Here is a 21,215-nt window from a genome sequence, read left to right as displayed (position 1 = left end):
GTTTCACCCCTTATTTGCGCATCTTCGGGTCGAGCGCGTCGCGAAGGCCGTCGCCGAGCACGTTGAAGCTGAGCAGAATCAAGCTGAAGATAATCGTCGGAATGACCAGACGATAAGGATAGAATTGAAGAACGCCGATACCGTCGCTGATCAGAGCGCCGAGGGAAGCAAGCGGAGCTTTGATCCCCAAGCCGAGGAAGCTGAGGAACGCTTCCGTGAAGATAGCGCTCGGTACTACGAACGTAATTTGAACGATGATGATCCCAAGTGCGTTCGGAATCAAGTGGCGCAGGATGATCCGCCATGGGCTGGCACCAAGGGTGCGGGCCGCAAGTACGAATTCCTGTTCTTTGATTTGCAGAATCTGGCCGCGCACGAGGCGCGCCATGCCAACCCAACCGGTAATCGAGTAAGCGATGATAATGGTTGTGATGCCCGGCTCCAGGTACATGATGAGCAGGATGGTTACGAGCAGATACGGAATGGAGTAGATCACTTCCATAATCCGCATCATGATGTCATCGACGCGGCCTCCGAAGTAAGCGGAGATCCCGCCATAGAGAACCCCGATAACCAGGTCGACCAGAGCGGCGACAATCCCGATGAAGAGAGAAATACGAGTTCCCCACCAAACACGCGTCCACAGATCACGACCAAACTCGTCCGTTCCGAACAGGAATTGCTTGCTCGGGGACTTGCTCAGGTTGCTGTAATCCTGGAAGTCATACGTGTGGTTGGTGAGAAAAGGCGCGATGATGGACGTCAGCGTCAAGACGACAAGAATGATCAAGCCTCCCATGGCCAGCTTGTTCTTGCGCAAACGCCTCCAAGCATCCGCCCAGAAATTAACCGAAGGGCGTACGATTTTCTCGGTGCCCAGCTGCTCCCGTTCGATGGGGAGGAATTGATCTTTGCTGATTTGCTGCATAAATTAGGACCTCCCTTTCGAAATGCGGATACGGGGATCAACCAAACCGTACGTGATGTCGACGATGAACAGAGCTATCATCAGGATCGCAGAGTAGAAGATCGTGAGTCCCGCGATCATCGTATAGTCATTGGAATAGATGGCTTGCACAAAGTGCTTGCCAAGCCCCGGTACGGCGAAGACTTGCTCGACGATAAGCGTACCGGTAATCAAGTTGACCGTAATCGTCCCAAGAGCGGTGATAACCGGAATGATGGCATTCCGAATCGTATGCTTCCAAACCGTAGAGTTCGGAGAAAGACCTTTGGCCTTGGCCGTCTTGATATAATCCTGGCTGAGTACGTCAAGCATCGAGGCTCTCATTAGACGAGCGAGTACCGCTATGGTTCCGAATGACAGGGCAAGAGCAGGCAGCACGCGCGATTCCGGCCCATTCCACAGTCCGGGAGGCAATCCGAGCCAGCTCATCTTAACGCCGACATAGTAAGAGAGAAGCGGACCCAGTACCATCGAAGGCACCGATACACCGATAACAGCCGTGAACATGGCGGAGTAGTCCAGCCCTTTGTTGTGGTTCAAGGAAGCGATAATACCGAGGAACAAGCCGACAATAACGGCAATCAGCAAAGCCCACAGGCCGAGCTCCGCAGAAGCCGGGAAGGCTTGCGTAATTTTTTCGGTTACTTTGGTTGTGGGGAATTGATAAGAACGACCCAGATCCCCGTTAAGGACATTCCACATGTACTTCAGGTATTGCTCCCATACCGGCTTGTCCAATCCATATTGCGACATCAAAATTTTCTTCGCTTCCGCAGAAAGCTTCATGGAAGCTTCGCCGAACGGGTTGCCCGGGAGATTCTTCATCAGGAAGAACACGAGGGTAATGATCACCCACAGCGTGACAACCATGTAAAGAAATCGGCGAACAATAAACTTTACCATAAGGCACCACCTAAACCAAAATTATGATCACTGCCATGGACACGGACAAACGGCTCCTTCCCCGGTTTTCGCCGGGATGAGGGCCGTTTTATCGGGTCGACGCGAAAAAACAGAGAAGATCCCCTGTTTGCTCGCGTCGGCTCAGTAAAAACGGGCCGTTCTTAAGGTGCGAGAACGGCCCCTTTTCCTGATTATGCAGGCAGATTCATGATTATTTCACAACATCGACATTTTTCAGTTCCCATTCGGTTCCGAATGCCGGGAAGTACAGACCCTTGACGGCCGTGTTCAGAGCGTAAACCTTCGTACGGAAGTACAGCGGAATGACACCCATGTCGTCCATCAGAGCTTTTTCAGCGTCTACGAGCAGTTGAGCGCGCTTAGCCGGGTCGGTTTCGTTGCCAGCGTCAGCAAGCAGCTTGTCGTAGTTCGGGTTGCTGTAGTCCATCGTGTTGAAGCTGCTGGTCGTCGTCCAGAGGTCCATGAAGGTCATCGGGTCGTTGTAGTCAGCGCCCCACAGAGCGATGATCACGTCGAAGTCCTTGTTGTCTTGACGTTCAACACGCAGTTCGTGCGGAACCGGGTCAGCCGTAGCCGAGGTAATGCCGAGGTTTTGCTTCCATTGAGCCAGGATGAACTCAAGGGTCTTCTTAGCGCCTTCGGTGTCGTCTGCCGTTACTTTGAAGGCCGGCAGTTCTTTAATGCCGAGTTCTTCAAGGCCCTTAGCATACAATTCTTTTGCTTTAGCTGCATCGAAAGCCGGTTGCGTGTCGCCAGCCGTCTTACGGAATTCGTTGTTGTTGCCGTCTTGCGTACCAACTGGAACGAGACCGGTGGAAGGAACGGAACCATTCTTCAGAACGATGTCAACATGAGCTTGGCGGTCGATCGCCATGTTCAGTGCTTGACGGATGTTCTTGTTGGCGAGGAACGGAGCTTTCTTTTGTTCCAGCATCAGGTAAGCGTTCGTCAGCTCGCGCTTGACTTGCTCTTCCGGCTTGCCTTTGTACTTTTGAACAAAGTCGCCGCCGAGGTCGGTCAGGTCAGCTTGCTTCGTTTCGAACAGGTTGACAGCCGTTGCACGGTCTTTTACAACCGTTACCGTGAACTTGTCGAGCTTCACGTTTGCTGCATCCCAGTACTTTTCATTCTTGACGAAGGTCAGGGATTGCTCGTGCTTCCATTCTTTCAGAACGAACGGACCAGCACCGATAACCTTGTTCGGGTCTTTGCCGTATTCGTCGCCAGCGGATTCAACCAGCGTTTGGTTTTGCGGGAAGAACAGCGGGAAGGTGAGTTGAGCCGTGAAGAAGGCGATCGGTTTTTCCAGCGTAATTTCCAGCGTCTTCTCGTCGAGAGCTTTTACGCCCATTGCGTCCTTGGCCTTTTGAATTTCATCGGCCGTCTTCGCATTGTGGACTGCAGCGCCGCCCTTGATCCATTCGATCATGAAGGAGTAGAGAGCCTTCGTGTTCGGGTCAACGGTACGCTTGTAAGCATCAACAAAGTTTTGAGCCGTCAGCGGAGATCCGTCCGAGAAGGTCAGGCCGTCGCGGAGCTTGATCGTATAGGTCAGGCCGTCAGCGGAGATCGTCGGCAGTTCAGCGGCGAGAGCCGGCTGAGCCTTGCCGTCTTGGTCCAGACGATACAGACCTTCGTTCAGAGCGTTGATCATGGTGAAAGCAGCATTCGTGGTTGCTTTCGAGCTATCCAGATCGGGCGGCTCTGCGGAGAACAAGATGTTAATCGACTTGCTTCCTGCGGCAGGAGCGGTGCTCGACTTGCTCGGATTCTCGGAAGGCGATGCCCCTTCATCCTTCTTGCTGCTGCATCCGGCGAATGCCCCACCGATCAAGGTGACAGCAACGGCGGTAGTAAGTACCTTGTTGATCTTCATAAAATGCCTCCCCAATCCAATATGCTTTCTCTGTACAAAACTACTTGCAGGCGAGCCCGGCCATTTCGAAGCCTTCTGTAGATTCTATGAAACAAAACCGCCTGTTTTCATTTGCAACTTGTTACCCATTATACAACCAGTGGTTAATAAAATCTACAGGGTGTTTCGAACGATAATTCTAATACCCCCTTTAAAAAACATTTATGATAACTCCGCGTGTAAGCTTTACCTCGATAATACAGCACCGTGGCAAGCCTTCCTCATCTAAAGGGCTGTCACCATCCGCACAAGCCATTCCGTGAGCGGGAGCGGCAATGACTTTTCCCTAGCTTTCTCAAGGATGGAACCATTTATCCAAGCGATCTCTGTCTCGTTTCCCTTCTCCACATCCTGAAGCATAGAGGAATGATTGGAGGAAGTATCCTGGCATACTTGGATAAGAGTCTCCCACAAATCGGGTGATGTCGGGATTCCGTGGGCTACGGCCGTCTGCAGACCTTCTTGATACAGTTCCCGCATGAGCTCCCTGCGATCCTCTCTCTCCAGCAGCTTGCCGTTGGGTAGTCTCCAGATAGCCGTTAAGGGATTGATAACCGAATTCACCAGAAGCTTGTCCCATACGGCCGTCCAGATATCGTCTCGCAGCCTCCATTTCAATCCCGCTTCCGAAAACAACGGGTAGCGTTCATCAGCAAGCGGCGTCTCTTGTGGAAGAAAAGCCTGAGCCGGGTAGGCCCTTCCGACCTGAGTCAATCCCCTACCCGTATGCACAACCTTATTTAGAGACTGTCGGCGCGCACCTTCCGTCGTAACCGCCAGCCAGATGCGTTCTTCTGGGAGGAAGGCTCGAAGCTTATCCGCGTGCCCGATCCCGTTTTGGAAGCAGAGCACCTGCGTCCTCTCCCCGAGCTGTCCTGCCAATCCTCGGAGCAAGTCGTCTTGTATATCCTTTTGTTTTACCGTCAGGAAGATCCAATCCGGAGCAGTCGTATCATCGAGGACTTCTCCTTCAAAAACAGCCGCTTCGATATAATGGAGAGACTCCTTTGCTGACTGATCCGTGAGGACAAGCCCTGTGCTGCGGATAAGAGAAGCTTGCTCCTCGGTACGAACCAATAGTTTCAACGGGCCGTATGCTTCGAGCTTTGCAGCGAGCAGCATCCCGATGGAGCCCCCTCCGATGATATGAAGACGCACCGGTCATTCCTCCTTCCATGAGTCCCTTCTATTATATAGAAGAAACGCGCAAAAAAAAGATGAAGAACATTCCACTCGGCCTCAGCCGCCACGGAAATCTTCATCTTTTTTCGAGAAGACTAGCTATTCAATTCGTTCGAGGTTTCCATTGGCATCCATCTTGAAGCGCGATTTGGACTCCTCATCCTCTTCGGTGAGAAAGGCCAGCTTCCGCGCGCGATCCATGATTTGCAGCAAGGCTTTGTAGTCATCGTTCACGACCCGGTAGTCGGTTTCCGCGTGATTGACCTGCTTGCCCAATCGCTCATTCTCGTCCCGGAGCCTTCGGAGCTCTTCGCGATTCATGATCACCTCGCGTTCCAATAGCTTGGTCTGGCGAGTAAGCTCCTGAAACGCTCCTTTTAAATGTCTCAGGTAACGGATGACCGAGTCGATCGAAATGCCTTCTTCTCCATATTCCTCCCCTTTGCCAAGCATAGGCTCGGGCGTCTCTTGCGGGAGAACGGTACTGAGTGCCTGAACCGTAACGGCTGATGCCGTTTTTTTGCCGTGGGATCTCTTTTGGCGCTGAGCCTTGGCAATCTGAATTGCAGCCTCGTATTTCTTGCGCACAAAGCTGTTCCAACGGAAGCCGCAAGCGGCGGCTGTGCGGCCGATCCGCTCTCCGACTTCTTCAAAAGCCATAAGCTGGGTGCTGCCTTCCCGAATATGACGAAGGGTAACTTCGGCGAGGATCAGATCATCTTCATCCGTCCAAGCGTCCTGTCTGATTGCTGACATGCGAATTCCTCCTACATGGTTATAATAGCCTTCCGCAACCGATGGACGGGCGATGAGCTGCTGCTGCAAAAAACCCTTTCTCATGGCCGGATGAGGCGAAACTCTGCCGTTTGTTTATCTTTATGCCCATGGTAGAGTTCATAGAATCTATTTGTTACTATTCGGTATTCCCCATTTTCCCCGCTCTCATACGTGACATGAATGGATGAGTCTTCTAAACCACGCTGCCCGTTCTTTTGAATTTTTAAATCCAGCCTGTAACTATGGTATAATGAAGATCGTCTGTTTAAAGAAGACCCGAAGAAGGGTAACCACATCATAAAAGAGATAAGGGGAATCCTTGCCATATGAAGACTGTAAAAGGCGGATACGCCGTAACCGCAGCCATTCTTGCTCTCTCCCTCGCAGCCGTCGGCTGCACGAAGCCTCCCAAATGGAAGGACGACCTTGACGCCGCCCTGGCCAAGCAAGCAGAGGTCAAGCAATATGCCTTCACCGGTGAAACGGACCTGGATATCGGCTTACCCGCTCCGCCGTCTGGAGCGAATGCCGCCACCACGACCCTCGTTTCCCTGTTCAGCAAGAGCCAGATCAGTTGGACCGGGCTTTCTTCCTCCGAGCCTAAGCGTCTGGAAGCCGATTATAAGCTAACGCCCGGCGGTTCTTCCGCCTCTACCTCCTTTACGCTGCCGGTCATCCTAACGGAGGGCAAGCTGTATATGAGTATCCCTCTCCTGAACAAGGAGGGAGAGTATTTCTCCTTTGAAACGGCCAAGCCGTCCACGTCTGGAAGCGGAGCAGCCTCCGCACTGCCCGTGGATGGGCTCAGCAACGTGAACAAAGCGCTGTCCGATTCCTTGCGGCAGCTCCTTCAGGATTTTGATGCCAAATGGTTCAAGAAGGACAAAGAAGCGGAGGAGCTTCCCGATGGCAAGAGCGGAACCGTCCTTCGCATGTCCATTACCGAAAGCAACCGGGATGCCATCACCGAGAAGATCAAAACAAAGCTCCCTGCTGTGATTGACGTCTGGAAAACCGATGGGATTCTCACCACCGCGCAGGCAGATGCCTTGAAAAAAGGGGTGTCCGGCACCTGGAAGCTAACCAGCGGCGAGCTGGCCTTCACCTTGGATGAAGAGGGTTTTATCCGCAAGGAAACCGTGAAAATCAATTATCAGCCTGCTGACGGGACCGATCGTCACATTTCGTACACCCAAGCCTTCAACGGCATCAACCAGCCCCCTGCTTTCCAGAAAGAGACCCCGAAGAACGTAAAGCCGTTTGAGGATGTTCTTAAGCTGCTTCAAAATTCCTCCGCCAAGTAAAATACAGGACGGAAAAGCGGCAGTCCGCACGGATCATTCCGTCGGACTGCCGCTTTCTGTATAGCCGGCTTGGGAGGTCTCCAGCGGGAGAAAAGGTCTGTTCTCCTCTGCTCGTTCGTATTATAGTGAGAGAGACAAGTGCCAGGAGGGGAAGTCATGAAACGATTGGCCCGGCTGCTCTTTGCGGCTTATCTCGCATTGTTTCTAACCGTAAGCGGAGCGGCAGCCGTGCATGCGGAGCTGGATGTCGATGGGATGAGAGAGCTCCTGCAAAAAAGCCTCACGGTCACCGAGATCGACACCGAAATCAGTCGGATCGAACAAGAGCAGGGGAACGTCAAAGCGTCCATTGTAACAGCCGAAGAGCAGATGAAGGTGCAGGAGAAACAAGTCGATCGTTCCCGGGAGAGGCTGGGACGCGTTTTGAGGGCCTATTACAAGGGCGAGCGGGAGTCCCTTTGGCTGCTCATTTTCCGGGCAAAATCCTTTTCCCAGATGCTCTCCTTCTATGATTACTTGAGCTATCTATACCGCAATGATAAATTAGCCTTTACCCAATACCGCGATGAATACAATCGGTTAATGGATGCTCATCAAAAGCTAGCCCTGGTCCAACTGGAGCTGGAAAACCTGAAGACGGAATTTATCCATCAGAAGGAACGGCTGCTGGCCTTGCAGAATGAGATCGACCGGAGGCTGGAGGATCATCCTGAGGCCGCCGAAGTGCTGGCTCGGGAAATGAATGCGGTGCAAACCCGATGGAAGGAGCAGGGCCTTCCCCTCTTCCAGCGGTACTTTAGCTCCATGTCCGAAGCCATGCAGAAGCTTCCGAACCGAATTGTAAGCGACAAGGAAAAACGATTTATCAAGGGGACAACGTTAAGCATTTCGGACCAAGACTTAACCAAGCTTCTCTTGGAAGAGAAGCCGGATCTCAAAGACTTGACGCTTCATTTCATGCAGGGGATGTTCCAGGCGGAAGGAGAAGCAGAGAATTTGAAGGCCACCATCACCGGCCATTATACGGTGGAAGAAGACCCGAACCGCCTGCAGTTCCACGTCGACAAGCTGGAGTTCGACGGCTTCGTCCTGGATGAAACTACGCGACGTCAGCTCCAAGAGAAGTACGACCTCAGCTTCATGCCCGGGCTTGTGCTCCCCATGCTGCATGCCAAAGAGGTTGCCATTGAACAAGGGACGATGACCATCAAATTTCAGATCAAATTCTAAAACAGGCTCCAATCCCACCTTTGCCGTGGGATTGGAGCCTATTCGTTGTTTGTCGTTTCAGCTTAATGCAGGGGCTGAACCGTCTCGAAACGTCTGGACAGCGCGCTCCCTCAGCGGGTCGGGCTCTCCAGCGGGTTGGAGAGCTGTTTGATGAACTCCTCATAGACCAGCTTCCCCTGAGACAATTCATCAACCAAACGCATGACGCTTTGGGAATGTGCAGCTGAATCCATGGTGAAGGGAAGCGCCCTGCCTTCCTGCACAAGCCAGGTGTACGACATGTACTTCTCGTCCATCATCAAGGGGGTGGAAGAATAGCTGCTGAGCAATACCGGAAGCATGCTCGTTTCCGTCCATTCCTTCTTCTCCGCCTCCGCACCGGTGACCGACTTGATCCATTCCATGGCGATCACGGAATTTACGGTGTGCGAGGACAACGAGTAACTGCGGCCCTTCAACCAGGACCCTGTGCCGGTCTTGGCTCCCCCCGGCATCGGCAGGCTGGCCAATTCCACGCCGGTTAACGAGTGTCGTCGGTATTCCGACACCGTCGTGACCATGGCGGCAAGCTTGCCATCCGCGAGCAGTTGCCAGGGGTCCCAGGACTCGGAGGGGGTCGGGAAATTCGCCTTAAGCAGCGCGGGGTCCCACTCTTCCTTTTGGGGCAGAAGAAAAGTTTTGAGTGCGGCTTGAACGGCAGGCTCCTTCGCGTTTAAGAACGGGTTCGAGCCCTCCGGTATCTCACTTGGAAAGGCTGTATAAACGGACAAAAATGCCATATAATCGCTCGGGTTGAAATAGATGCCGTACCTGCCATCAGCCGGAGCCAACAGCTTGCGGTTCCACTCGATCAGCTCGGCAGATGTGGAGGGTGCCTTTTTCCATCCATTCTCTTCGGCTGTCTTGCGATTCCAAACGAGGATGTAAGGGTCTATGTCTTTGGGCACGCCCCAGAGGTACCCGTTCCATTTCACTTGATCCAGAACAACAGGCAAATACTGGGACTGTCTATCGGTTGTGAAGTATTCGCTGACCGGATACAAGAAACCGAGAGCAGCAAACTCCTGCACCCATCCATTGTCGAGAAGCATCACGTCCGGGCCTGTCCCGAATTGACCGGCTTTTTTCCAAGCCGTGTATCGTTCACTGGATGAGAGATTCTCCAGCTTAACCGAGACATTGTTGTGGCTCTTCAGGAACTCCGCATTCAAGGCTTGAAGGGACTTCCACTCTGCTTCGCCGAGCGAAACAGAGACGTGAAGAGTGATCGCTGCGTTACCGGCATCATTCTGTCCTTGGGCCACGATTCCTTCCTCTTCGGTTCCGGACGGCTTAACCTGCCGCTTCTCCTTGGCCCCCGAAAAGGGAAGCATGACGAGGAGCATGAACCCGACGATGATGCTCAGAATCCAGAAGCCTTTGCGTTTAGTCAATCGAAAGCTCTCCTTTGCCGCTTACGATTCCGCCCTTTTTTCTAGTCTCTATTTCCTATATCATAGCAGAATTTATCCCATTTGGGGCAAGAAGTATCGGAAACGCTTTCAAATCGACACAAAAAGGCCTCCCTCATCCGCCCTGAGGCCGATAAGGAAGACCGAACGCCTTAGGAACCGTTGGTTTGCTACAGCAAATCCGCGGCCAACTGCGCAAGGTTTGAACGCTCACCCTTTTCCAGGGTAATATGCCCGCTGATGGATTCCCGCTTAAAGCGCTCCACGACATGGGTAAGGCCGTTGCTTGTCGCATCCAGGTATGGATGGTCAATCTGGGCCGGATCGCCGACCAGGACGATCTTGCTCCCCTCGCCTACCCGCGAAACGATCGTCTTCACCTCGTGCCGGGACAGGTTCTGCGCCTCGTCGATGATGATGAATTGACCGGGAATGGAGCGGCCCCGGATATACGTGAGCGCTTCAACCTGAATGCTGCCAAGACCCGCCAGGATTTTGTCGATGTCTCCTGCTTTCTTCGTATCAAAGAGAAATTCCAGGTTATCGTAGATCGGCTGCATCCACGGGCGCAGCTTTTCGTCCTTTTCCCCGGGAAGATAGCCGATATCCTTGCCCATCGGGACGACGGGCCGGGCGATCAGGAGCTTCTTGTACTTGTGCTCATCCTCGGTTTTGAGCAAGCCCGCTGCAAGCGTAAGCAGCGTCTTTCCGGTGCCCGCCTTCCCCGTCATGGTGACAAGCGGAATGTCGTCGTTCAAGAGCAGCTCCAGCGCCATCCGCTGCTGGGCATTCCGAGCGCCGATTCCCCAAACGGACTCGTTGCTCAGGTAGAGCGGCTCCAGCTTCTTGCCCTCGCGATCCACCTTGAGAAGGGCAGACTTCGTGGTGCCAAGTTCGTCTCTCAGGATGACGAATTCGTTCGGATTCAACGGGGTTCGTAAGCCCAGAGACGACACAGACAGCTTGCGAAACGAGTAGAATTCATCGATCACGGACGGATGAACCTGAAGGGTTACGCTCCCGGTGTAGAATTCCGAGGCATCGGATACCGGATGATCCGACAAGTAATCCTCCGATCGGATCCCGAGCACATCCGCCTTCACCCGTACCAAGGTATCCTTGCTGACGAGTATAACAGGGCGCGGTTCGGTCTTATCCTTTTCCTCCAAGTGGTAATTCAAGGCGACAGCCAGGATCAGATTGTCGTTGTTCAGCTCTCCAAACGTATCCTGAAGCTTCTGAAAGCTCTTATGATTCAGTTCGACCTTGAGTCGCCCTCCCTGCTCGAGGTCCACTCCGTCGTGGAGCTGACCATCGGAGCGCAGGCTGTCGAGTGCTCGTGAAACCCGGCGGGCGTTGCGGCCGATCTCGTCAGCCAGCCGTTTTTTGGAGTCGATCTCCTGGAGCACCACAGCGGGGATGATCACTTCGTTTTCTTCAAAGGCGAACAGCGCATTCGGATCATGAAGCAGCACGTTGGTGTCCAAAATGAATATTTTCTTCATGGTGACCACTCCCGTCTCTTGTCGCAGATTGCGATTCCCGCTTGGTACATAGTTGTGGAGTTCCCCGGTCAGACTATAGGGAGACCTCGAGCGTTGGATCCAGGTACGCTCAAGCACTTACCAAAGGGGGAAGATCGCTATGAGAGCAAAATCTGCTCCGTTCCTGATTGCACTGGCGCTGATCGTCACCGTCTCCTCCGCCTGCACGGCACCGGCCAAACAGCAGGGCATGCGAGCGAAGAACAACATGGAGCAAGCCGGTGAACACGCCGGAAGAACCTTGCCCTATTCCCTACCCGACACGGCGAACAACCATCCGCTCCGAAATGCCAAAGCCACTCACCTCGCCGATATCGCCAAAAGCGTCCCCAGCGTACAGAATGCCTATTGCCTGACCCTTGGCAATACGGCCATTGTGGGCATCGACGTGCCCGCAAATCTGGAGCGCTCCCGAATCGACACCATCAAGTATACCGTCGCAGAAGCCCTCAAGAAGGACCCGGACGGAGCGAGTGCTCTGGTCACTGCCGATCTGGATCTGAACCAAACCATTCGCGATATTAGCGTGAAGGTGCAAAACGGTCACCCCATCGCCGCCTTTACCGATGAACTGGGCGATATCCTCGGAAGGCTGATTCCCCAGCTTCCACAGGATACGAACTCCCAGGACGAAGCCACGAGTGAGCTTCCCAATCCGTCAGGGGAAGCGAAGGGCAAAGGTGCCACCGAGCTTCGAGGAACCTCGAAGGGACCCGGAAGCGACTAAAGAGACGAATGCCGTGCCCCGAGCTGAAAGCCAACTCCTAAGGACAAAAAAAGCCTGGCTCAAGTGAGCTAGGCTTTTTCATGATGACGCCAACAGGCGCAGGAAGGTCGTCCTGCGTGCGGGCGGGTGCTGCATCCTTAGGAGCGCAAAGAGGCGTCTGGCGAGCGGTTCCGTACAACAGCAGCTCCCGGCTGGCATGCTCCGCAACAAACGCGGCTTCAGCCTGAGATGCTTGCGGAAGCAGTTCCTCTTGCTTCGTGTGCACGGTCTTCCGATCCGCCATAGGCTGTTCTTCCTCCTTGCGGCGACGAAGTGATCTTACGCCCTCAGTATACCACAGAGCCGGGGGACGAACCACCCGGCCAATCGCGGATGCTTATACATATGCCGAGATCAGACGCCGCATTACGGAGCAGGTGTATAGGTAACGGTGTAAAGGATTTCAGTTGACTTGCCGTACTTGTTGCTGGCGACTATTTTGAACGTATTCGTTCCTTCCTTCAGCTTTACGCTCATCGAATCCGAATACAAGGAGACTTGCTTGTCATCGATATAGATTTTGGGATAGGAATCGTTAACGTCGGACACAGTCCAGCTAACCGTGATCGTGTCCGACGTGGTTGTTTCCGGTGCGTGAACCAAGGTAAGGGTCGGGGCCGAAGGAGTGAATGTAATCGTCTTTATAACCTCGGCTGTTTTACCAAGCTTGTTCACGCTTCGTACCGTGATCGTGTTGGGTCCAGGCACCAGAGAAAGGGTTGTATTATCCGAATACCCTTGTTTCTTCTCATTCACATATACCGTTGGGTAGGAATCATTCGCGTCACTAACCGTCCATGATACGGTGACAGAATCCTTCTCCGTCATTTCCGGAAGCTCGCCAACCGTTAGCGTAGACTTTTCTGGATTAAACGTGATGGTTTTGATCACTTGCGAGGTCTTGCCCAAGCTGTTTGTTGCTTTCACGACGATCTGGTTCAAGCCCTCTTTCAGCATCACCGTCTTGCTCTCGCCGTATTGTTTCTCTTCATTTACATATACCGTCGGGTAGGAGTCGTTCTTGTCCTGAGCCCTCCATCGGATGGTCACCGTTTCCTTGTCGGTTGTTTCCGGAATGCTGTCCACCGTCAAAACAGGACCCCCACTTGAGAACAATACATGCTTGACTACTTCTGTCATTTTGCCGGAGGAGTTCTCTGCTCGCACCGTGATGATATTGTCCCCTTCGTTAAGCTCTACACTCGCAGAAGTCCCCCACTGTTTCATTCCGTTGAGATAGACAACCGGGAAGGAGTCGTTTGAATCCTTCACCGTCCATGAGACCGTGATTGTTTTTTTGTCTGTCTGATCCGGAACACCCTTTACGTCCAAACTAGGCGCTCCTTTTTCAAATACAACCTTTTTGGTGACGGTTTGGGTCTTGCCTCCCGGCATCCGAGCAACGACCGTATACGTATAAGTGCCTTCTTCCTCGAGTTTAACGGCCCACCGGAATTGCCCTTGCACAACCTCCACCGATTGATTGTTGATGGATACGCTGGCTCCCTTTGTCACATCGCCGGTAACGTAGAAAGTGGGGGTGCCTGTTTTCTCAGGCGCTGCAACGTTCAATTCCAGGGAAGCTTGGCTATCGCCGGAAGCCCCCTTTAGAACCCGATAAATCAAGGCAGCCGCTTCGGCACGGGTGACCGGGTTTTTCGGTCTAAGCTTGCCATCCTCATAGCCGTTCATAAGCTTCTTCTCAACTGCAATCGCCATATACGTCTGCAAGTTGGGAGAAACGTCGTTCCCGTCATAGTAACGGTTCAAAATGTCGGAATTTTGAAGATCATCCGGCTGGTAGTTCATGGTTTTAACCAAGGCGACCGCAACATCCTCGCGGCTTGCTTTTGCGGTGGGATCAAAGAATGCTTTGCCGGTTGGAGGATAGTACCCCGTCAAGAAATCTTTCGCCGCCTCGATTGCCGGGAAAGACCAGCGGGACGGAGCTACATCACGAAAGGTTTGGACATCATCGCTTGGTAGATCAAGGTAAAAGGCCAGCGTGATCAATTGCGCAAACTGCTCCCGCGTAACAGGTTCTGCCGGCTTGAATGTACGATCCTCGAAGCCTTTGACAACCCCAAGCTGGACAAGGCTGTTAATGGCATCGTGCGCCCAGTAAGTACCGTCCACATCCTTAAAGTCTGACGCCTCCTTGGCGTACACTTGAGTTGGAACCAGTAATGCGATCACCAAAAGAAGCATTAGGAATTTCGACTTGCTCATATTGTCCCCTCCTATTTCCTCAACAGGGACTATCTTACTACGGAATGTCATACTCGTCGAGGTCGAATTCCGGCAGAGTATCACGGCTTGGTGGAATAGGAAACCAAAAGAAAAAACCGTTCCCTTAAATAGGAACGGTTTACCTTTTTTCATTACAATACAGATTTACGCCTCCGCCATCTTGCGATGCTTCTCGGAACGCGCGCGTTCGTTCTTGTCGAGGACTTTCTTACGCATCCGGATCGTCTTCGGCGTGATTTCACATAGTTCGTCGTCGTTCAGGTACTCCAGGGCTTGCTCCAGGGAGTACAGGCGCGGCACTTTCATGGTGACGGTGCCTTCCTTGGTCGCGGAACGAACGTTGGTCAATTGCTTTTCCTTGCAGATGTTGACGATGATGTCGTTGTCACGAGTATGCTCGCCGACGATCATGCCTTCATACACTTCCGTACCCGGCTGCATGAACAGGATGCCGCGATCCTCTACAGAGAGCATTCCGTAGAGCGTCGAAACCCCGGCTTCACTCGAAACGAGAACACCTTGGTGACGCCCGCCGACATTGCCGCCCAGGAACGGCCCGTAGCTGTCGAAGGCATGGTTCATGATACCATAACCGCGCGTCAGCGTCAGGAAGTGCGTACGGTAGCCGATCAGGCCGCGCGCCGGAATCAAGAATTCTAGACGAACCTGGCCATTGCCGTTGTTGATCATGTTGACCATTTCGGCCTTGCGGGAGCCGAGGCTCTCCATGACGTTGCCCATGCTCTCTTCCGGAACATCGATGATGAGGCGTTCAATGGGCTCCATCTTTTGACCGTCGATCACCTTGACGATGACTTCCGGCTTCGATACTTGCATTTCGTAGCCTTCGCGACGCATGTTCTCGATGAGAATGCCAAGGTGAAGCTCGCCGCGACCTGATACGGTGAAGACATCCGGGCTGTCTGTCTCTTCCACGCGCAGGCTGACGTCCGTCTCGAGCTCACTCAGAAGACGTTCGCGCAGCTTCCGTGAGGTGATCCATTTGCCTTCGCGGCCCGCGAACGGGCTATTGTTGACGAGGAAGGTCATCTGCATCGTCGGCTCGTCGATCTTGAGCACCGGCAGAGCCTCCGGATTGGCCGGATCAGCGATGGTCTCCCCGATGTTGATATCCTTGATACCGGAGATGGCGACGATGTCGCCGGCAACCGCATCCTCGATCTCGACGCGCTTCAGGCCTTGGAAGCCCAGCAGCTTGTCGATCCGCGCCTGCTTGATTCCGCCTTCGCGGGTCATGACGGCGACGGTTTGTCCTTGCTTGACGGTACCGCGGTTGATCCGGCCGATCGCGATGCGGCCTTGGTACTCGTTGTAATCCATCAGGGTAACAAGGAATTGCAGCGGCTCATCCGGATTTTCGTTCGGATGGGGAATGTGCTGCAGGATCGTTTCATACAGGGCTTCCATGTTCGGGCCTTGCTCATCAGCGTTCAGGCTCGATGTGCCCTGCAGAGCGGAAGCATAAACAACCGGGAACTCCAGCTGCTCATCATTGGCCTCCAGCTCGATAAACAGGTCCAGTACCTCGTCTACCACTTCGGCCGGACGGGCGTTCGGACGGTCGATCTTGTTGACGACCACGATCGGCTTCAGCTTTTGCTCCAACGCCTTGCGGAGAACGAACTTCGTCTGCGGCATACAGCCTTCGAAGGCATCGACCACGAGCAGAACGCCGTCGACCATCTTCATGATCCGTTCCACTTCGCCGCCGAAGTCGGCGTGTCCCGGGGTATCGACGATATTAATCAAATTGCCTTTATAGTGAATGGCGGTATTTTTTGCAAGAATCGTGATGCCTCTCTCCCGTTCCAGATCGTTCGAATCGAGAGCCCTCTCCTGCACCTGCTCGTTTTCGCGAAACGTACCCGATTGCTGAAGCAGCTTATCGACGAGAGTGGTTTTCCCGTGGTCAACGTGTGCGATAATTGCGATATTGCGGATGGTGTCCCTTGCTTGCATAAGATGGTTGATCCTTTCTGGGTTGAGAATGGCCACAAAAGAAGCGCCGGTATCATCCGACGCTGAACATTACACTATATTTTACATCAGGAATTATGAAAATGCAATGAAAAAGAAAAACCTCAACGCTTGCGCGCGCGGTACACCACGAGGAAGATCGCGGCAGCCAGCAGGACAAAGCAGAACAGAATTATATTTGTGCTGAGAATCGATAGGATGAGGCAGATCCCGGAGAAAGCGGCTAGCAAAAGGGAAACCGGCTGCGCTCGATCCCAGCCCAGCCCGCGCCCGTAGGTCGACCACTCATAAAGCCCCACGGCGATACCCAATGGGAACAACGGCCAAAGCACACGCAGGATATCCCAGCCAAAGAGCGTACACAAGACAAACAAAACCCCATATACGACGATCATCCCCGCAGGAAGCAGAACCGCGGCGATCCATTTGCCTCGGTAATACCCGTAGTGCAGCCAGACCCCGAAGCCGAGGAACAGAAAAGGCCACAGGATGCGGAACAAAAACCCAATTACCCCCAGCTTGCCGAGCACCAAAATCAGGACGATGGCAAGCAGGGTTATGGCAGCAGGCCATTTGGCGTTTCTCATGAAAGTATCCTCCAATATGACGGTCCTTCCCGCATTCGAAACTGGAAGGGCAGCTTGTCTCTCTTCTTCCAGTTTAATCGAAAATTCCGGGAAAGGCCAGAACCCCGCCTTCACAAGACGGGGTTCCTTTACGCCGCTGGTTCGCGGTGAGCGTGTTTCATGGCCCACCCGAGGGCGACCACCAAAGCGGCCAGCAGGTAGGGTAGATAGGGAAGAAGCCCGAAGGCGGGCAGCTTCTGGGTCAAGGCCTTGTCCGCCAGGATCATGTCTCCCGCCGTATACCCCAGGATGGCCGCCCCCATGTACACAAGCAGCGGCATCTGCTCCAGCAGCTTCATCACGAGTGAGCTTCCCCAGACGATGAGCGGAATGCTGATCCCGATTCCAAGCAGAATTACCTTGAAGTTCCCGTCAGCTGCAGCCGCTACCGCCAATACATTGTCCAGGCTCATGACGAAATCCGCTGCGATGATGGTCACCACGGCTTTGCCCAGGGTCCCCGCTTCTTTGACTCGTCCCTCTTTGCCTTCGTCGGCCAGCAGCTTCACGGCGATTATGAGCAAGAGAAGCGCTCCTGCCGTCTTGATAAACGGAAATTGCAAGAAGGTCACGGCCACGGCCGTTAGAATGAGCCGCAACCCCACTGCACCGGCCGCGCCCCACCAGACTGCCCTCTTTTGCTGCTTGGCAGGCAGATTTTTACTTGCCATGGCGATTACGATCGCGTTGTCACCGCTGAGCACGATATTGATCAGCAGGATCTGCAGGAACAGCATGATCCAGTCTGCCAGCATGACTCGCCTCCCTTCCACTCGCTTATGGCAGCAAGCTTCAAGATTGGAAAGGAGGGTCCAGGGCGGAAGGAGCCGGACAACTCCCTTTCCCTAGTTGGTTTATTCGGTTTTGGCTAAAAATATTCGTCGAACTTGTCTTCCTCCTGCTCCCGGATATAGAGAGCTTCGGTTTGCTCGACGGCCTGCTGCTCCAGCTCCGGAAGGAAAAAGAAGCTCTTCTCCATCCGTTCGACCACCTTCAGGTTGGGGTTCGTCGCAGGAGATTTCGGCACGAACAGCGTACAGCAGTCTTCATACGGGAGAATGGAGATGTCGTAGGTATCGATGGCTTGCGCCTGCCCGATGATCTCCTGCTTGTCCATCATCACAAGCGGCCGCAGAATCGGCAGCCGGATGCCGTCGCCAATGACCTGCATGCTGGTAAGCGTCTGGCTCGCCACTTGCCCCAGGCTCTCTCCCGTTACAAGCGCATTCGCCTTCCGCCCGGAGGCGAGCTGCTCCGCTATGCGCAGCATCGAACGCCTCATGAGGGTGATGAGCAGATTCTCGCAATTGCTTTGGTTCAACCGGGTTTGGATTTCTGTAAAAGGAACCATGTGCAGCACGATGCGATCCGGCGTATAGCGAGCCAGCTTGCGCGTCAAATCGATCACCTTTTGCTGCGCTCGTTCACTCGTGTAGGGGTAGCTGTGAAAATGCACCCCTTCGATCTCCAGCCCGCGGCGCATTGAATGCCAACCGGCAACCGGACTGTCAATCCCGCCGGAAAGCATGAGCAGAGCCTTGCCATTAGACCCGACCGGGTAACCCCCGGTTCCGGGAAGGATCTCTGAGAACAGATAGACCTCGTGCTGTCGGATGTCAATTCGAAGCTCTAGCTCTGGCTGATGCACGTCTACCTGAAGCGTTCCTTCCGCCTGTCGAAGAATAGCCCCTCCGATCAGATGCGCCAGCTCATGAGAATTGTGGGGAAAGGCTTTATTTGCCCGCTTCACCGATACCTTGAACGTACGAGGAGCAGGCTCCGCTCCGCGAACCCATTCGATGGCCCGGCGACGGATGTCCTCCAGATCAAGACGAGCTTTCACAGCCGGACTGTAGGAGCTAAGCCCGAATACGCGGTTCAACCCTGCGGCTAACTCCGCATAAGGCTCCCCGTTCAGAATGATATAAACCCGGCCGAATTCCTCGCGCAGGGTGGCTTTCGGGTAATGTTGAATTAGATTGGCAATTTGCTCCATCATGCGGCGTTCAAAACGGCGGCGGTTTCGCCCCTTCAAGGTCAACTCGCCGAGCCGGACGATGATGGCTTCCGGATGTTGCATAGTCACTTCTTCCCTCCGATAGGCATTGTTCATTCGTTACGCTTGCTCCAGCATGGAAAGGACGGCACCCAGCTCTTGAGCCATGCGATCCATGTCTTCCAGCGATTGATCGGCCGAGTAGCTGATTCGTAAGCCGGCGGCCGCCCTCTCTCGCGGAAATCCCATCGCCAGAAGCACCCGACTGGGCTCGACTTGGTCTGAAGAGCAGGCGGAACGAGTGGAAATGAAAATCCCCCGCTTCTCCAAGGCATGGATCACGACTTCGGGTCGAAAACCCGGAGCGGTCAGATGAACGAGCTGCGGGGCGTACCCTTCATCTTCGGCCGTCATTTCAGCGGGAGTGGTGAGGTGAACTCCCGGGATCAAAGCCAGTTGATCCGTCAGGCGCTTTCGCAAGGTGAGCAGCTTGGCAGCGACCTGCTCTCGCTCTTCTTCCGCAAGACGGCACGCTTTCGCCATGCCCACCAAGAGCGGAACATTCTCCGTGCCGGAGCGGAGTCCTCTTTCCTGACCTCCCCCGGAAACAAGCGGAAGCAGGGCAACCTCTTCGCGGCAATAAAGCGCTCCAACTCCCTTCGGACCGCCAAATTTGTGAGCCGACAGGGTGAGCAGATCCGCATTTCGAACCACCCGCTTGCAATCGAGTTTTCCAAAGGCTTGTATCGCATCAATATGAAAAAGCGTCTTCGGCCTCTTCTTCAGCAGTTCGGCTATGGCTTCTACCGGCTGAACCCGTCCCATCTCATTATTCACGTACATGAGACTGACCAGAATCGTATCCTCTCGAAGCGCTGCTTCTACGTCCGCGAGCCTTACTTGTCCTGTGGAATCCACCGGGAGGTAAGTTACGTCAAAGCCCAAGTCCTCCAACTGCCGGTAAGCTTCGTAGACGGAAGCATGCTCCAACACACTCGTGATCAGGTGATTTCCCCGCTTCCGATAAGCAAGAGCCGCCCCCTTGATCGCCAAATTATTCGCCTCGGACCCGCTGCCGGTAAACAGGACCTCCGAGGGCTTGCAGCCGAGCGTCCGGGCCACAACCGTCCGCGCCTTCGTCACGAGCTCTTCGGCCTCTTTCCCTAGTCGATGCAGGGAGGATGGATTGCCGTAATGGCGGGTCATCACGTCAGTCACCGTCTGGATGACCTCGGGCCGGACAGGCGAAGTTGCACAATAGTCGAGATATAGCATATCCGTTTCCCTCCAAAAAAAAGAAAAAGATCAAAACTGATCTTTTCTTTCCTTGTCTAGCGTCAATTAACGAATGCAAAACGAGGCCTGCCCCTGAGGAACTAAGCCTCGTACAGTGATTTCTTACCCAACACACGAGTGACATAAGCTTGGGTCTCTTGAGGAAGCGAACGGTACTTGGCCGTCAGCTCCGACCGGTTCGTAATGCCAAGCTGCTCCAGCCTTCCGGGGCCGGCGTTGTAAGCAGCAAGCGCCATCGCCTCATCTCCGCCGTATCGACGGAGCAGATCCCCGAGGAATCTCGTTCCTCCGTGAATGTTTTGCTCGGCATCAAAGGAATCCGTCACGCCAAGACCGCGTGCGGTCGCATCCATGAGCTGCATAAGCCCCTTCGCCCCTGCACGGGATACCGCGTAAGGCTGGAAGGAGGACTCCTGGTCGATCACCGCTTTGACCAAGGAGGTGGGAACATTGAACCTGGCTGCGGCATCTGCAATGATGGGATCGTAAGCATTCGTTCCGCTGAGGCCGTACCCTGCGGCTGCACTTAATCGAGCGAGTGCCGTCGAAGCCGTGACGCCTGAATATGCAGATGAATTTGAAAGCTGTTGAAAGCCCGTGGTCATAGAGCCGGAGCTAAAACCAGACAGCAGGTTGTTCGCGCCGAGTGTATAGGTGGCATATTCCGCTGGAATCGTATCGCCCCACCCGGTTGTTCCATAGGCAGAGGATGACATTCCGTAGCTGGAATAATCGCTGGTTGCCGAGCTCCCGCCCAGGATGGATTGGAGGAGATTGGTGAAGAGGTTCCCGTCGCTCTGAGTTGAGGAGTTCGACAGACTGTCCGAATTCCACCAGCTTGAGGTTCCAAGAACCTGTGCGCGCAACAACTGACTGAGAACCCTCGGGTCCATGCTCATGGTCAATGCCCCTTCCGCGATGCATACTTACTCGTTATTGTACACCGAAGGAAGGCGAATCCGCTACCCAAAAATGAAAATCCTGCCGAT

The 21,215-nt window shown here is 53.9% G+C and carries 18 protein-coding genes; 3 read left to right on the top strand and 15 right to left on the bottom strand.

Annotation, left to right across the window (positions count from 1 at the left end; translation table 11 throughout):
- Nucleotides 1-10: 10 nt before the first annotated feature.
- From AAFN83_RS18610 to AAFN83_RS18590, 5 genes are all read right to left on the bottom strand, one after another.
- On the bottom strand, nt 11-928 hold the full coding sequence (locus tag AAFN83_RS18610; protein WP_347772133.1) for an ABC transporter permease: 918 nt from the start codon (nt 926-928) through the stop codon (nt 11-13).
- A gap of 3 nt (nt 929-931) precedes the next feature.
- Nucleotides 932-1,870 (bottom strand): ABC transporter permease, encoded by a 939-nt coding sequence (locus AAFN83_RS18605; protein ID WP_347772131.1) that lies wholly within the window; start codon nt 1,868-1,870, stop codon nt 932-934.
- A gap of 211 nt (nt 1,871-2,081) precedes the next feature.
- Complete coding sequence (locus AAFN83_RS18600; RefSeq protein ID WP_347772129.1) at nt 2,082-3,767, bottom strand: peptide ABC transporter substrate-binding protein; 1,686 nt, start codon at nt 3,765-3,767, stop codon at nt 2,082-2,084.
- A 264-nt stretch (nt 3,768-4,031) separates the two neighbouring features.
- The gene (locus tag AAFN83_RS18595) at nt 4,032-4,964 is read right to left on the bottom strand and encodes a ketopantoate reductase family protein (RefSeq protein WP_347772127.1); all 933 of its coding nucleotides are present in this window, start codon (nt 4,962-4,964) and stop codon (nt 4,032-4,034) included.
- A gap of 123 nt (nt 4,965-5,087) precedes the next feature.
- A complete protein-coding gene (locus AAFN83_RS18590) occupies nt 5,088-5,744 on the bottom strand; it encodes an RsfA family transcriptional regulator (RefSeq protein ID WP_347772125.1) in 657 nt (218 codons plus the stop codon).
- Between the two features lie 347 nt (nt 5,745-6,091).
- On the opposite strand from AAFN83_RS18590, the gene AAFN83_RS18585 reads away from it, so the two are divergent.
- A complete protein-coding gene (locus AAFN83_RS18585) occupies nt 6,092-7,069 on the top strand; it encodes a hypothetical protein (protein ID WP_347772123.1) in 978 nt (325 codons plus the stop codon).
- A 156-nt stretch (nt 7,070-7,225) separates the two neighbouring features.
- Nucleotides 7,226-8,299, top strand: coding sequence for a hypothetical protein (locus tag AAFN83_RS18580; RefSeq protein ID WP_347772122.1), 1,074 nt, complete (start codon nt 7,226-7,228; stop codon nt 8,297-8,299).
- A gap of 110 nt (nt 8,300-8,409) precedes the next feature.
- Here AAFN83_RS18580 and AAFN83_RS18575 read toward each other — a convergent pair whose 3' ends face one another.
- Nucleotides 8,410-9,732, bottom strand: coding sequence for a sugar ABC transporter substrate-binding protein (locus AAFN83_RS18575; protein WP_347772121.1), 1,323 nt, complete (start codon nt 9,730-9,732; stop codon nt 8,410-8,412).
- A 188-nt stretch (nt 9,733-9,920) separates the two neighbouring features.
- A complete protein-coding gene (locus tag AAFN83_RS18570) occupies nt 9,921-11,255 on the bottom strand; it encodes a PhoH family protein (protein ID WP_347772120.1) in 1,335 nt (444 codons plus the stop codon).
- Nucleotides 11,256-11,394: 139 nt separating this feature from the next.
- Between AAFN83_RS18570 and AAFN83_RS18565 the strand changes: the two genes are divergently transcribed.
- A complete protein-coding gene (locus AAFN83_RS18565; protein ID WP_347772119.1) occupies nt 11,395-12,021 on the top strand; it encodes a YhcN/YlaJ family sporulation lipoprotein in 627 nt (208 codons plus the stop codon).
- Nucleotides 12,022-12,058: 37 nt separating this feature from the next.
- On the opposite strand, the gene AAFN83_RS18560 is transcribed toward AAFN83_RS18565, so the two are convergent.
- From AAFN83_RS18560 to AAFN83_RS18525, 8 genes are all read right to left on the bottom strand, one after another.
- Nucleotides 12,059-12,304, bottom strand: coding sequence for a hypothetical protein (locus AAFN83_RS18560; RefSeq protein ID WP_347772117.1), 246 nt, complete (start codon nt 12,302-12,304; stop codon nt 12,059-12,061).
- Between the two features lie 122 nt (nt 12,305-12,426).
- Nucleotides 12,427-14,289 (bottom strand): S-layer homology domain-containing protein, encoded by a 1,863-nt coding sequence (locus AAFN83_RS18555; protein WP_347772116.1) that lies wholly within the window; start codon nt 14,287-14,289, stop codon nt 12,427-12,429.
- A gap of 165 nt (nt 14,290-14,454) precedes the next feature.
- Nucleotides 14,455-16,290 (bottom strand): translational GTPase TypA, encoded by a 1,836-nt coding sequence (gene typA / locus AAFN83_RS18550; RefSeq protein ID WP_347772114.1) that lies wholly within the window; start codon nt 16,288-16,290, stop codon nt 14,455-14,457.
- A gap of 122 nt (nt 16,291-16,412) precedes the next feature.
- Nucleotides 16,413-16,895 carry a hypothetical protein gene (locus AAFN83_RS18545; RefSeq protein WP_347772112.1) on the bottom strand — a complete coding sequence of 161 codons (483 nt, stop codon included), beginning with the start codon at nt 16,893-16,895 and terminating at the stop codon, nt 16,413-16,415.
- Between the two features lie 128 nt (nt 16,896-17,023).
- Nucleotides 17,024-17,686 carry a TerC family protein gene (locus tag AAFN83_RS18540; protein ID WP_347772243.1) on the bottom strand — a complete coding sequence of 221 codons (663 nt, stop codon included), beginning with the start codon at nt 17,684-17,686 and terminating at the stop codon, nt 17,024-17,026.
- A 116-nt stretch (nt 17,687-17,802) separates the two neighbouring features.
- Complete coding sequence (thiI, locus tag AAFN83_RS18535) at nt 17,803-19,014, bottom strand: tRNA uracil 4-sulfurtransferase ThiI (RefSeq protein WP_347772241.1); 1,212 nt, start codon at nt 19,012-19,014, stop codon at nt 17,803-17,805.
- Between the two features lie 36 nt (nt 19,015-19,050).
- Nucleotides 19,051-20,205 (bottom strand): cysteine desulfurase family protein, encoded by a 1,155-nt coding sequence (locus AAFN83_RS18530; protein WP_347772110.1) that lies wholly within the window; start codon nt 20,203-20,205, stop codon nt 19,051-19,053.
- A 101-nt stretch (nt 20,206-20,306) separates the two neighbouring features.
- The gene (locus AAFN83_RS18525) at nt 20,307-21,125 is read right to left on the bottom strand and encodes a lytic transglycosylase domain-containing protein (RefSeq protein ID WP_347772108.1); all 819 of its coding nucleotides are present in this window, start codon (nt 21,123-21,125) and stop codon (nt 20,307-20,309) included.
- Nucleotides 21,126-21,215 lie beyond the last annotated feature (90 nt).

This window comes from Gorillibacterium sp. CAU 1737 (genome assembly GCF_039888655.1).
Lineage (GTDB): Bacteria > Bacillota > Bacilli > Paenibacillales > NBRC-103111 > Gorillibacterium.
Note: the sequence above shows the minus strand (reverse complement) of the source record. Positions and strands in the feature narration are given on the sequence as shown.